We start from the raw sequence: 13,279 nt of genomic DNA on the forward strand, positions 1-13,279 counted from the left end.
AGGTTTTCTATCACGCTGAAAAGAAGACAAAGGGCTAAAATAAAGTTCATTTTAGCCCTTTGTCAACAATCTGAGGAACTGCTTTGTGCAGTTCCTCAGTATTCAGACAAACCCCATATTCGTACTGCCTAGACTGCAAAGGTTTCCAACAATCTAAGGAATGCCTGTTTACATCAACCAATTCATAGCCCGCTGGACGTCATAAAGAAGGGTCATGATGAGAAAAAATAAGGCGATCGGTGTGATGGCAATGATAAAGGCCTGCCATATTCTCAGCTTCATCACAGCGACAAGGCCTAAAACAGCCATCCCAAATATCCATGTCTTGGTATACGCATCAACCAGTGGTAAAACACTGAGATAATACCATACTTCATAGTGCTGGTCTAAATAGGGTGAGATTTTCACAAATGTATACGGACCAAGCAACCCCACAGTAAAAATCCAAGTAAGAGCAAATAAGGTGGAAGGAAAAATGACCGTCAGTGTGCAAGCTTTGAGCACATCTCGATACGGCGCTTTACTGCCAAAAAACAGTCGTCCTAACCACTGTAAAATGAATGAACCGAAAAATAGAAGAAAATTGCCTACTAAAATACCAAAACCTGCTCCGTGTAACAGAATAAAAGGATATGGAATATGATTGCCCATATACTCACTAAAATACCCTTCGTACATCCAGCTTGTACCAGCGATACTTGCAAGGAGTATCATCAGCCACATGGGAATAGAGGTATGTTCATATGAGCGAATAATCGTTTTTGTCGCGACAAAAATTTTAAAGAATCGAAAAAAACCTTTTGCTTCCTCTTCTTGGGAGAGATCACTCTTCATATACTCCAATGTTCTTTACTCCTTTAATACACATAAATGATTACTTATATTACCAAAATTTTTACGTTTTTCAAAGATAGATCATGAAAAAAATCCAATTTTATAAAAAATAGGTCACTCTACAGTCTCTTTAAGAGGAGACACATATGATAACCATAGTTTAAAAGAGACCGAGGTGAAAACATTGACGAAAGTAACGGTCATTATGACGAGCTACAACAAAGCGGCCTACGTTGGCAGATCAATTGAAGCGGTGCTGCAGCAGACCTTGTCAGACCTTGAACTTTTTATCATGGATGATGGATCAAACGAACAAACTCTTGCTGCTATTGAGCCTTTCCGTAAAGATCCACGCGTCCATTTTATCCAAAGCGGGGTGAAAACGCTGGAGGAAAGAACGGCGAAAACACGCTATGCCGTCCTCATTAATCAAGCATTAGAACAGGCAAAGGGCGAGTATATTTCCTATGCCACAGATGACAATGTCTATGCACCAGACCGTTTAGAGAAGCTCACGAAATATTTAGATGCTCGTCCGAATGAAGAAATTGTCTATTCTAGTTCAAAAGTTATCTATTTAAATAGCGAAAAAGAGCCAGTAAAGGAAACGATTCGACCTGCGCAAACGGTGCAGTGGAATGCACCTTGTGCCATTGATCACTGCTCGGTTGTACATCGTGCATCCATTTTAACAAAGATTCAAGCTGAGTTTGGATCCTACTGGGACGAGAGTCCGAATTTTTATCGAATAGGGGATGCGCGGTTCTTTTTTAGATTAAATCACTTTTATCCGTTCTACCCTTTTGATGAGGTATTGGATACAAACTACATCACAGAACAGTCTATTCATTATCAGTTGGCAGAAGATGAGAAAAGCGATTTTATTCAAGCACTTCCTCCGCAGTCTACCTGCAGGGAGCTCCGCCATATATTAAAACAAAGACATGGGAGGTGACCTTAAGTGTCGCATTATATTCATCATTATTGGCAGGTGTACTTTGAGTATGTGAATCTGATGAAAGACTTATCCTATCGCCACATACCCCTTGGATTAATCAGTAATTTTTATCAATACATCAGCCCTGAAGTGAGGGAACGTATGGAAGATGAGGCGTTTGGTGAAGAGCTGACAACGACTTGTCCAAAGCCGCAAGACATTCAGCCATTTTTTGATCAGCATAAACAGCAGATCAAGCGTATCCCTTATCGTCCGAGTCATGGAAAGGTGCTGCTTCACTTTGAACACCTGCGTTTTACTGAACACAATTACATGCGGTTCCATCCGAACCAAACAGTGGTGCTCGCGCGCTGGAAGAAGGCTGATTATTTCGGATTACCAGTGATCAGCAAGCCGGAATTAGCCGGAGAGGTTAATAAAGAAGCTCATGTTGAATATATTGAAAAAGCAAATGCTCTATTGAAACCTTACGCCCACCATCCTGTCTTTGGCAATGTCTTTTTTAGAGAAAAGCTTCGGAAGGACATTGTGCAATTTATTGATGTGATTGACCAAATAGAAACGCTATTTGAGATGCAGCCGATCACAGCTGTCGTGGTTGGTACGACGGAGGACGCCTACAGCCGTGTGCTCGCCTTGCAAACCGTGAAGCGCCATCTCACAAGTATTTGTCTTCAGCACGGTGCGCTCATGGGAGACGAAGCCTTTTTGCCGATTTTCACCACCTGCCACGGGGTGTTTGGAAAATATGAAAAGGACTGGTATGTAGACAAAGGCTGTCAGCCTGAGCAGGTGGAGATCACAGGTCACCCGAGATTTGATTTGGTGCAGGAGCGAACACCGCTTCAACAGGAAATGGTCTTTCGTAAATTGAACTTCAATCCTGCCAAAAAGACTGTGCTCGTGGCAACACAGCCGTTTTCAGAAGCCTTTTACGGTGATGTTCTTAAAACGATTGCAAAACGGAAAGACATTCAGCTGATTATGAAGCCGCATCCGTGGGAAATCGCTCGAAATCGATTAAATGACTACACAGCGATTGAACGTGCGGGGAACCATGTGAGATTAATTAAAAAAGAGATCGACTTGTATGACCTCCTGCCGTATATGGATATGGTCATTACGCTCACATCAACAGTTGGTCTGGAAGCAATGCTCTTTAAAAAGAGTGTACTGATTGGAAAAATGACAGAAGGCAGAAGATACCCTTATTACGAGTCGCTTGGCAGCTGCCACATGGAAAACCCTATTGAGCTGGCCGATAAAGCGATCCGTATTTTATCGGATGAACAAGAAATGAAGCTGGCGAAACAGCAAGGGGCTCGTTTCATTCAAGAACATTATCCGCATGCACAATCGACCGATGTTCTGCTTTCTCTGCTCAAAACAAAAACAGGCGTGGATTTTCAGAGATGAAGATAGGGGTGTGCAAGCGATATGGGACAAAAGAGAGCACAATTTCTTCCTTATGCACTGCCTTTTATTGAACAGGAAGAAATTGATGAAGTCATTGGAACATTAAAGTCCGGCTGGTTGTCCACCGGACCAAAAGTTAGACAGTTTGAAGAAGAGTTTAGGCAGCTGACTGGAGCGAAGCACGCGATAGCAGTTAATTCATGTACAGCTGCTCTATTTTTAGCGTTAAAGGCGAGAGGTATTGGAGCTGGTGATGAGGTCATCACAACGCCTCTGACGTTCTGCGCAACAGCCAATACGATCATCCATACGGGGGCAGCCCCTATTTTCGTGGATATTGATCCGGCGACACTCAATCTAGATGCGAAAAAATTAGAAGCGGCCATTACACCACATACGAAAGCGGTTGTCCCTGTACATTTTGCTGGTCAATCGTGTGATATGGACCGAATTTTAACGATTGCCAAAAAGTATGATTTGTTCGTGCTGGAGGATGCCGCTCATGCCCTCTATACGACCTATCATGATCAACCTATTGGATCGATTGGTGATGCGACCGCTTTTAGTTTTTATGCAACGAAAAACATAGCGACTGGTGAAGGCGGCATGCTGACGACAAATGATGATGCACTTGCGGCTAGAATCAGAAGGCTGGCGCTTCACGGCATGAGTAAGGGAGCGTGGAATCGTTATGGAGAAAAGGGAACATGGTATTACGAGGTCGAGGAACCGGGCTATAAAATGAACATGTTTGACGTGCAAGCATCGTTAGGGCTCGTTCAGCTAAGCCGGTTGAAGGAGATGCAGACACGCAGAGAACAGATTGCGAAGACATACAATCAGGCATTTCAACATGAAGCTGGTCTCATCTTGCCGCCTGTACATGATGAGGGAAGACATGCGTGGCATTTATATGTGCTGCAAGTTGATCCAAAAGAAGCACTGGTCACACGCGATGACATGATTGATCAGCTGCAAAAGGAATATAAAATCGGCACGAGTGTTCATTTTATTCCCGTTCACTTGCATCCATATTATCAAGAGACCTACAACCATTCACCAGAGGATTTCCCTGAGGCACTCACTTATTACAAACGAACGCTTTCGCTCCCGCTCTATCCAAGTATGACAGATGAAGATGTGCAGGATGTCATCACCGCAGTCGTGTCAATTTTAAAAGACAAGAAGGCCTCTTCATGAAAGTCGTTCATGCAATAGACGATCAGGTGCTGGCAGCTTGGCTGAAAACATATGGTCATGAAGCGGAACGCATGGCAGGATTCAAGCAGTTTGCTCTTGTCAGCGGCGCTAAGCTCAAAGCAGTGCTGTTATACGATTGGTCCAAATGGGAGAGCGGCATTTTTGATAAGCATATTTTTCATGTGAAGTTTGTGGAAGCTGAATCAGCGCTGCTCTTTAAAGAATTGATGGAAAGATTCATCAATTGGATGAGAACAGAAAAATGTGATTTTTTCTTTTTACGTCTTGAGGCGGCTGATCTTGAAAAAAACCGCATTGTTCAAAAACTATCCCATGTGTATTATGTCGGTGGTCTCACTAGGCTTGAGGCACCGCCAGCCCTCATGGAGATGCCATCATCAGATCAAGATGTGGTGATGGGTGTGCCAGATGAAAAGGATTACGATGAGGCGGTATTACTAGGTGATCAGGCTTTTGTGAAAAGCCGTTATGCCCTTGATCCATATTTAGACCAGCGTGTTGTTCAGCATTTTTATCAGGAATGGATGAGAAACAACCTACTTGGACGCGCAGATATTAACCTCGTTGCCAAGGTGAATGATGAAGTGGTTGGCTTAATTCAAGGTATGACAAAGGGGCATGAGATGTGGCTTGAGCTTTTTGCGATTAGACCGGATGTTCAAGGAAAAGGGATCGGAAAAAAGCTGTTTATTGAGATGATGAAAGTGTCTCATCACAGAGGGCATCACTTCATTTCTGCGGGGACACAGCTTCATAATACGACAGCCATCCAGCTGTACGAAAAGATGGGGTTTAGGACAACAAATGCCTTTTTGTATTACCATGTGTGGCCGAAAAAAGGAGAGAGGTAAGATGGCGCATTTCTATATTGGAGATCGCAAAGTGGGAGATGGTGCGCCTGTCTTTATCATTGCAGAGGCAGGTATTAACCATGATGGAAAGCTGGATCAGGCACTTGCTTTAATTGATGTGGCAAAAGAAGCAGGGGCTGATGCGGTGAAGTTTCAAATGTTTCAAGCGGATCGGATGTATCAAAAGGAACCGGGGTTATACGAAACGGCCAAAGGAGAAGAAGTGTCTATTTTTTCTTTAGTGGAACAAATGGAGCTGCCGCCAGAATGGCTACCTGTCTTATTGACACGTTGTAAGGAAAAAGGACTGATGTTTTTAAGCACCGTGTGTGACGAAGAATCGGCTGATTTATTGAATCAAACGAATCCACCTGCTTTTAAACTGGCATCCTATGAAATCAACCATTTGCCTCTTTTGCGTCATACGGCTTCTTTTCAAAAGCCAATCATTTTTTCAACAGCTGGGGCCACCATTGCAGATGTTCATGAAGCATACGAAACGATTACGAGCCAGCAAAATAAGCAAGTCGCTATCATGCATTGTGTGGCAAAGTATCCAGCGCCTAGAGCATATACGAACCTGCGGGTGATTCAAACCTTAAAATCCGCTTTCCCTGAAGCAGTCATTGGTTTTTCAGATCATAGTGAACACCCGACAGAAGCGCCAGTAGCCGCTGTGAAGCTCGGGGCAGCAATGATTGAAAAACATTTTACAATAGATAAAACATTACCCGGAGCGGATCATTCATTTGCTCTTAATCCGGAAGAATTAAAGGAAATGGTTCAGCACATTCGAGCGGCAGAAAGGCAGCGGAATCAAGCAGAAATAGACGTTCATTCATTACCAGAGGAGCTTCTTGGCAGTTCTTATAAAACGACAACAGCCATTGAAGGACAAATTCGAGAATTTGCGTATCGAGGAATTTTTACGACAAAAGGCATTGCAAAGGGCGAAACCCTCACTTCAGAAAATCTAGCTGTGCTGCGCCCTGGACAAAAAAATCAGGGGTTGCATCCGCGATATATGCCGGTTCTACTTGGCACAAAGGCTGTGAGAGACATCCCAGCTCATACAGGTGTTTCGTGGAAAGACGTACTCACGCAGGAGTCTCATGATGATGCATGATGTGCTTTTTGTCATTCAGGCTAGGATGGGGTCAACAAGACTGCCCAAAAAAGTGATGAAACCGATCGGCGGCATGGCGCTGATTGATTTGATTGTGGAGCGGGTGAAGCAATCAGATGATTACCATCACAAAATGCAAAATCTTATGATTGCCACAACGGTCGAGCCAGAGGATGACTATTTGGCTCAATACTGTATGTCAAAGGGTTATAAGGTGTTTCGAGGTAGTGAGGCAGATGTGCTTGAGCGGTTTGCGCAGATTGTCCGCCAATTTGAACCTAAAACGGTTGTACGTTTAACGGGGGACAATCCATTTATAGATCCTTCGCTTTTGTCGAAAATGCTTGAAAAACATAGACAGGAAAAGGCTGATTACACATATACGAACGGAACACCACTCGGTATTTCCGGGGAAATGATTGAGGCATCTATTTTATGTGAAATCGACAAATTTCCCCTCACTTATTCAGAACGTGAGCATGTCACGCTGTATATCAGAAAGCATCCCGAGCAATTTCACCTTCAATTATTCACACCGCCCAAAGAACTTGCATATCCTGCTTATCGATTCACGATTGATACAGAAGAAGATTATGTGTTTGCTACCCGTTTATTAGAGAAAGCTGGTGGTTCTATTGCTGTGCCGACAGCTGAGCTCATTTCCATCTGTGAACAACATCCAGACATTGTTCGTTTGAATCAATCTGTGAGACAGAAGGATGCTGAATGAACAAAAAAATCATGATTGTTGTTTATGGGGGTTTTTTAAGAGGAATGGGTCATGTCGTCAGAATGAAACGTTTGGCAAAAGAACTGCTTCAGGAAGGGGACGATTTATATTTCTATACAAATGATCAGATTTGTGTAGAAATGCTTTCGAACCCAGAGTGGCACGTTCAGATGGTGCATGAGTCGAATGCGCTTCTACAAATCCAACAAGACATCAAAAAGCTAAAGCCTGACCTTTTAGTCATAGATGTCCTTGATTGTGATCTTCAGTTTCTTCAAACGATCAAAGATTCCTGCGATAGTGCGAGGCTGGTCTTATTTGAGGAAAAAAGAGAGGAAGCCTGTCAGCTTGCAGACACGGTCATAAACGGCATTTATGGCGGTCTGGACGGGAAGCACGAGCAGCTTAATGGCACGGCTTATTATCATGGAACGCCCTATTTATTGTTAGATCACGAGATTAATCGATTCAAAGACACATATGAGGTTCGGAAAGAATGTAAAAAGGTGGTCATCAGCCTTGGCGGTAGTGATCCGTGCGGCCTGTTATCAAAGGCTGTATCGGCGCTTCTTCAAACAAATCACCTAGACATTTTAGCGGTCGCAGGAAAAGCCTCTCACATCAAAGAGCAAGTAGAGGCAGAACATATCCAATTCATTCAACATACAGATCAACTACCGGTTCTTTTATCAGAAGCTGATGTGGCTATCGTAGCAGGCGGTATGACGTTATATGAGGTAATTTGTATCGGGGTGCCCAGCATTGTCCTATCGCAAGTAGACCACCAAGCAGTGACAGCGAGCATGTTTGCGCAAAAGGGCGCTTGTTTTCACCTTGGATTAGGTGACCTTGTGGAAGAAAAAGACCTGTTGCAAGCTGTTCAAAAACTGTCTGACAGCTATTTTCTCCGCAGAAGCATTCATCTTAATGGACGTTCACTCATTGATGGAAAAGGAATCGAACGAGTGAAAAACATTCTTATACACCTCATGAATTCACACCAAAAAGAACATAAGGATGTGTAGATGTGAAGGGAGTTATTTTAGCAGGAGGAAAAGGATCACGGCTGGCACCATTAACGAAGATTTTCAACAAACACTTGCTGCCGGTTGGTCCATACCCGATGATTTATTGGTCATTATTCAAACTGAAAGAAGCAGGAATTGTAGATGTGATGCTGATTTCACAGGAAGAACAAATACCGTTGTTTCAAAAGTTACTGGAAGATGATTGTGAACTTGGGATGAACATTGTGTATCAAGTACAGCCAGAAGCGTCTGGTATTTCCGATGGTTTATCCTATGCAAAGCCCTTTGCTCAAGGGGAAAAATTTGTGCTGATGCTTGGTGATAATGTATTTGAAGATTCATTACGCCCTTTTGTCGACGTCTTTCGGCAACAAGAAAGCGGAGCCAAGGTTTTATTGAAAGAGGTGGCAGATCCAAAACGGTTTGGCATTGCAGAAATTGATCCTGCTCATCACCGAATTTTATCAATAGAAGAAAAGCCAGAGCACCCGAGGTCATCTTACTGCGTCACGGGCATCTATTTTTATGATCAAGACGTCTTTCAATATATCGAGGAAATCTCGCCGTCAGATCGAGGTGAACTAGAGATTACTGATGTGAATAATCTCTACATCTCAAATAGCCAGCTGACCTATGATATGTTAAAAGGGTGGTGGATTGATGCAGGAACACATGAATCTCTCCACGAAGCATCTACAAAAATGTTTGAAACGATGAAGGAAAAAGAGGGATACGAATGACTAAGTCTTATTTAATTACAGGTGGAGCAGGGTTTATTGGACTGAATTTTGTGAAGCTGCTGCTTCAAGAATCCGATGTCCGGCTTACCGTATTTGATAAATTAACATATGCCAGTCATCCAGAGGAGATGGAATATTTATCAAAGCTACCTCATTTCCGTTTTGTTCAGGGAGATATTACGCTGCAAGACGAACTAGATCAAGTATTTGATGAAGCCTATGATGCCATCATTCATTTCGCAGCAGAATCACATGTTGATCGCAGTATTGAGTCAGCAGAACCCTTTATCCAAACAAATGTCCTTGGTACCTATCGTATGCTTGAAGCTGTCTTAAAGGGAAAGGCGAAAAAACTTATTCATATTTCGACAGATGAAGTATATGGAGATTTGGAGCCGGATGATCCTGCTTTCACAGAACAAACACCACTTTCACCGAATAATCCTTATTCAGCAAGCAAGGCAAGTTCAGACTTGCTTGTGAAATCTTATATCCACACCCACCAACTACCCGCAATGATCACAAGATGCAGCAACAACTACGGACCTTATCAGCATGAAGAAAAATTAATCCCAACCATTATAAGAAAAGCGGTCAATGGTGAAAAGATTCCGATTTACGGAGACGGCCAGCAGATCCGCGATTGGCTGTATGTAGAGGATCATGCGAGAGCCGTAAAACAAGTAGTAGAAAACGGAACAGCCGGTCAGGTGTACAATATTGGCGGCGGCAACGAGAAAACAAATCTTGATTTAACCAAAACCATTCTCACACATCTAGGCATCTCTCATGACCAAATCGCGTTTATTCAAGACCGGAAAGGGCATGACAGGCGGTATGCCATTGATGCCAGTAAGTTAAAAGAAGAGCTTGGCTGGGTGCAGGCAACTTCATTCGAAAAAGGTATCGAAAAAACGATCGATTGGTATCGTGCCAAATATGATCAAAGTGAAGAAGGGTGACCGATGAAAGTTTTAATCACCGGTGCAGGCGGCCAATTAGGGAAAGAATTGACGAAACAGCTGAAAGAAAAAGACATCACAGTCATTGCTTTAACAAGGAGTATGTTGAATATCACAGATCAACAGGCAGTCAGACATGCAATGAGACATTTCTGTCCGGATATTGTTGTCAGTGCGGCTGCTTATACGTCTGTGGATCAATGCGAAACAGAAACGGAAAAAGCCTATCTTGTGAATGGGATTGGCGCCTACTATACAGCGCTTGAAGCTAAAAACGTAGGGGCTGATGTATTACATGTCAGCACAGATTATGTGTTTGATGGGCAAGCGGATACCCCTTACCAAGTTGATGCACAAGCAGATCCGCAAACCATTTATGGGAAAAGTAAAAAACTTGGAGAAGAATTGATTCATCTTGTGTCAGATGAAGTGAAGATCATTCGGACATCGTGGCTTTATGGACATGAGGGACATAACTTTGTGAATACCATTCTTCGGCTGGCTGAAACGAAGGATCATTTGCGCATCGTCAATGATCAGTTAGGGTCTCCTACTTATACAAAGGATGCCGCAGAAGCTTTGATTCACTTGTTTGACCAGAAAGCAGGTATTTATCATGTCAGTAACCGAGCAAGCTGTTCATGGTTTGACTTTGCGGCAGAAATTGTGGCAGCAAGCGGTCTGTCTACGATAATTGAGCCCATTTCCACTGAAGAGTATGGCTTCCAAACACCTCGGCCCGCCTACTCTGTTTTAGACCTGCAAGCGATTGAAGCGACAGGCTGGAAGCCAAGACATTGGAAGGATGCACTTCACGAATACTTGCAGAAAGAAGGGAGATTCGAGCAGCATGATTGATGGTGTACAAACGAAAAAACTCTTGAAACATTGTGATGATCGCGGCTTTTTCGCAGAGCTTATTCGAGATGACGAACCGATGCTAAAACGATTTGGGCAGGCGTCGTGGTCGAAAAGTTTCCCAGGAGTGATCAAAGCCTTTCATTATCATGAAAAACAAGACGATGTTTGGTTTTTCCCAGCAGGTCATGCACAGGTCGTTTTATACGATTTAAGAGAGGATTCCCCGACAAAGGGTCAAACCGATGTGTATTATATGGGAGAAGATAATCCGATGCTGCTCCTCATCCCAAAGGGAGTTGCCCATGGCTACCGCGTATTAGGGGAGACGCCGCTGCAGATTGTGTATTTTACAACAGAATCGTACGACCCAAAAAACCCAGATGAGAAGAGAATTGCGTGGAATGATGAGGCGATCGGATTTAATTGGGAAACGACATTTAAATAGAGAAGAGAGGCCTTTCGCAGGAGAAAGGTCTTTTTTTGTTGAAATACATTCTGTATGTGTCATTTTATGTATATTGATGAAAAGGGATGTGGATGAGTTTGTCTAAAAGAATTGCATTTGTAACAGGGGCAAGTACAGGCATTGGAAAGGCAATCGCAATAAAACTTGCCGCCCAGAGCGATATGAAGGTGATCATCAACTCTAGAAATATGGCCTCACTTGAACAGACGAAACAGCACATTCAAGATATGACAGAAACAAAGGAACCGCTGTCTCTATTCTGTGGAGATATGTCGGTTGAAGCGGTGAGGTCGGAAGCCTTTGAAGAAATAGAAAAGGAGTTTGGCAGACTCGATGTGCTGATCAATAACATTCCAGGAGGAAAACCAGATACATTTGATTCATGTGAACCTGACCAGATGCTGGCTGCTTTCTCCCAAAAAGCCATCGCCTACGTAGATACAATGAAGCGTGCAGTAGCATTGATGAAAAGACATGAATATGGACGGATCATTCAAATTGTCGGGAACCTGTGGAAGGAACCTGGTGAACAAATGTTTACGAATAGTATGATGAATGCAGCGATTATTAATGCCAGTAAAAATGCAGCGACACAGCTTGCGTCGTCTAGTATTACGGTGAATTGTTTAAATCCTGGTTTTATTGCAACCGATCGGTATGAACAATTTATCGGCAATATGATGACGAAGCAGGGAGTGTCACGAGAGCAGGCTGTACAAGCTGTCGCATCAGGTATCCCAATGCAAAGAGTAGGCTCAGCGAGTGAGATGGCGTCATTGGCAGCTTTTATGGCATCAGAGGAAGCTTCTTATATCACAGGCCAACAAATCTCCGTAGACGGTGGAACGATGAAAAGTATATAAACTGAAAAAAACCCGCTATAGGCGGGTTTTTTGATGAAATCGAATGGGGAGGATGGACAGACGGTCGATAAAGAGAGCAAGCTCTTCAATCGGGGCAACCATGGAAATGCGTACATGACGGCTCCCATTGGCTCCAAATACTCCTCCAGGCGTGACGACAACATCGGCATGTTCGAGTAAATAGTCAGCAAAGGCATGAGAATGTTCAAAGTCATCAGGAATCGGAGCCCATAAATAAAAGGCGCCGGGTGGACGTTTGATTGTCCAGCCAAGCTTTCTCGCCGCTTGCCGGATGAAGAAATTGATTCGTTCAAGGTATACCGCCCTTAATGATTGAATATGACGGTCATCACTTTGCAAGGCAGCAGTCGCAGCATGTTGAAATCCGCCATACATACTGACAAACACGTGGTCTTGAAAGGTGTTGATGGCTTGGATGATCTCCTCATTTCCAACAGCAAAGGCGACTCTCCATCCTGCCATATTAAAAGTCTTTGATAGAGAATATAATTCGACGCCTACACTTTTCCCGAGAGGAGTATTCATGAAGCTCACGGGTGTTTGTTCATAATGAAATGACCCATAGGCGAAATCATGAATAACATACAGTTCGTGAGCGGCCGCAAAGGTAGCAGCCTCTTCAAAGAATGCCTCATTTGCGACAGCACCCGTGGGGTTATTCGGATAATTCAAGAACAGTACTTTTGCTTTTTTGACTACGTCACGATCAATAGAGGAGAGATCTGGTAAATAGCCATTTTTCTCTTCAAGTATGATACTGTATGGCTGGGCGTCCGCCATCAAAATGCCTGAATGATATTCAGGGTATCCTGGATCGGGAACGAGTGCGATATCTCCTGGATCAAGCAGACACTGACTCATGACATACAGTCCCGTTTTTCCGCCAGTGAAAAGAGCAATTTCCTTCTGCGGATCAATCTCAGCACCGAATTCCGATCTATAAAAATCTGCAATGGCTTGTTTGAAAAAGTCAAAGCCTCTAAAAGGGGCATATTGTTGAAATGGCAAAACACCCGCTGACTCCTGTAGGGCACTCACGATATGGGCAGGAGTTGGTAGATCAGGGTTTCCCTGACCTAGATTCATGATGTTTGCTCCGTTTTTTGTCTTTTGAGCAATTTTTTCAAAGACGGTGCCGAATTTCTGTTCAGGCAGCCGTTCAATCATTTTAGATGCTAACATTTTCACCACAGCAGCCTCTC

At 43.4% G+C, this 13,279-nt stretch carries 14 protein-coding genes; 12 read left to right on the plus strand and 2 right to left on the minus strand.

Going from position 1 to position 13,279, the window contains the following annotated elements; all coding sequences use genetic code 11:
• Positions 1-168 precede the first annotated feature (168 nt).
• A complete protein-coding gene (locus ACTJJD_RS07305; protein ID WP_073413058.1) occupies positions 169-843 on the minus strand; it encodes a YIP1 family protein in 675 nt (224 codons plus the stop codon).
• 175 nt (positions 844-1,018) lie between these two features.
• On the opposite strand from ACTJJD_RS07305, the gene ACTJJD_RS07310 reads away from it, so the two are divergent.
• The 12 genes from ACTJJD_RS07310 (at position 1,019) to ACTJJD_RS07365 (ending at position 12,056) form a co-directional block, all read left to right on the plus strand.
• Complete coding sequence (locus ACTJJD_RS07310) at positions 1,019-1,789, plus strand: glycosyltransferase family 2 protein (protein ID WP_440608343.1); 771 nt, start codon at positions 1,019-1,021, stop codon at positions 1,787-1,789.
• 6 nt (positions 1,790-1,795) lie between these two features.
• Positions 1,796-3,208 (plus strand): capsular polysaccharide export protein, LipB/KpsS family, encoded by a 1,413-nt coding sequence (locus ACTJJD_RS07315; RefSeq protein ID WP_440608246.1) that lies wholly within the window; start codon positions 1,796-1,798, stop codon positions 3,206-3,208.
• 21 nt (positions 3,209-3,229) lie between these two features.
• Positions 3,230-4,408, plus strand: coding sequence for a DegT/DnrJ/EryC1/StrS family aminotransferase (locus ACTJJD_RS07320; RefSeq protein WP_440608247.1), 1,179 nt, complete (start codon positions 3,230-3,232; stop codon positions 4,406-4,408).
• Positions 4,405-5,280, plus strand: coding sequence for an N-acetyltransferase family protein (locus ACTJJD_RS07325; protein ID WP_440608248.1), 876 nt, complete (start codon positions 4,405-4,407; stop codon positions 5,278-5,280). The genes ACTJJD_RS07320 and ACTJJD_RS07325 overlap by 4 nt, the downstream gene beginning before the upstream one ends.
• A gap of 1 nt (position 5,281) precedes the next feature.
• A complete protein-coding gene (locus ACTJJD_RS07330; RefSeq protein WP_440608249.1) occupies positions 5,282-6,406 on the plus strand; it encodes an N-acetylneuraminate synthase family protein in 1,125 nt (374 codons plus the stop codon).
• Positions 6,396-7,136: a cytidylyltransferase domain-containing protein gene (locus ACTJJD_RS07335; RefSeq protein WP_034647682.1), complete on the plus strand. Its 741-nt coding sequence runs from the start codon at positions 6,396-6,398 to the stop codon at positions 7,134-7,136. Before ACTJJD_RS07330 ends, ACTJJD_RS07335 begins: the two co-directional genes overlap by 11 nt.
• Entirely contained in the window at positions 7,133-8,161 is a 1,029-nt protein-coding gene (locus tag ACTJJD_RS07340) for a glycosyltransferase (RefSeq protein WP_440608250.1), read from the plus strand. Before ACTJJD_RS07335 ends, ACTJJD_RS07340 begins: the two co-directional genes overlap by 4 nt.
• Before the next feature lie 2 nt (positions 8,162-8,163).
• A complete protein-coding gene (locus ACTJJD_RS07345; protein WP_440608251.1) occupies positions 8,164-8,904 on the plus strand; it encodes a sugar phosphate nucleotidyltransferase in 741 nt (246 codons plus the stop codon).
• On the plus strand, positions 8,901-9,866 hold the full coding sequence (gene rfbB, locus ACTJJD_RS07350; protein WP_024719470.1) for a dTDP-glucose 4,6-dehydratase: 966 nt from the start codon (positions 8,901-8,903) through the stop codon (positions 9,864-9,866). Before ACTJJD_RS07345 ends, rfbB begins: the two co-directional genes overlap by 4 nt.
• 3 nt (positions 9,867-9,869) lie before the next feature.
• Complete coding sequence (rfbD, locus tag ACTJJD_RS07355; protein ID WP_343489787.1) at positions 9,870-10,724, plus strand: dTDP-4-dehydrorhamnose reductase; 855 nt, start codon at positions 9,870-9,872, stop codon at positions 10,722-10,724.
• Entirely contained in the window at positions 10,717-11,172 is a 456-nt protein-coding gene (locus tag ACTJJD_RS07360) for a dTDP-4-dehydrorhamnose 3,5-epimerase family protein (RefSeq protein WP_440608252.1), read from the plus strand. The genes rfbD and ACTJJD_RS07360 overlap by 8 nt, the downstream gene beginning before the upstream one ends.
• Positions 11,173-11,264: 92 nt before the next feature.
• On the plus strand, positions 11,265-12,056 hold the full coding sequence (locus tag ACTJJD_RS07365) for an SDR family oxidoreductase (RefSeq protein WP_440608253.1): 792 nt from the start codon (positions 11,265-11,267) through the stop codon (positions 12,054-12,056).
• A gap of 15 nt (positions 12,057-12,071) precedes the next feature.
• Here ACTJJD_RS07365 and ACTJJD_RS07370 read toward each other — a convergent pair whose 3' ends face one another.
• Positions 12,072-13,265, minus strand: coding sequence for an aminotransferase class I/II-fold pyridoxal phosphate-dependent enzyme (locus tag ACTJJD_RS07370; RefSeq protein WP_440608254.1), 1,194 nt, complete (start codon positions 13,263-13,265; stop codon positions 12,072-12,074).
• Positions 13,266-13,279: the final 14 nt, after the last annotated feature.

The organism is Bacillus sp. 22446 (assembly GCF_052044955.1).
In the GTDB taxonomy this organism is placed as follows: Bacteria; Bacillota; Bacilli; order Bacillales; family Bacillaceae; genus Bacillus; species Bacillus altitudinis.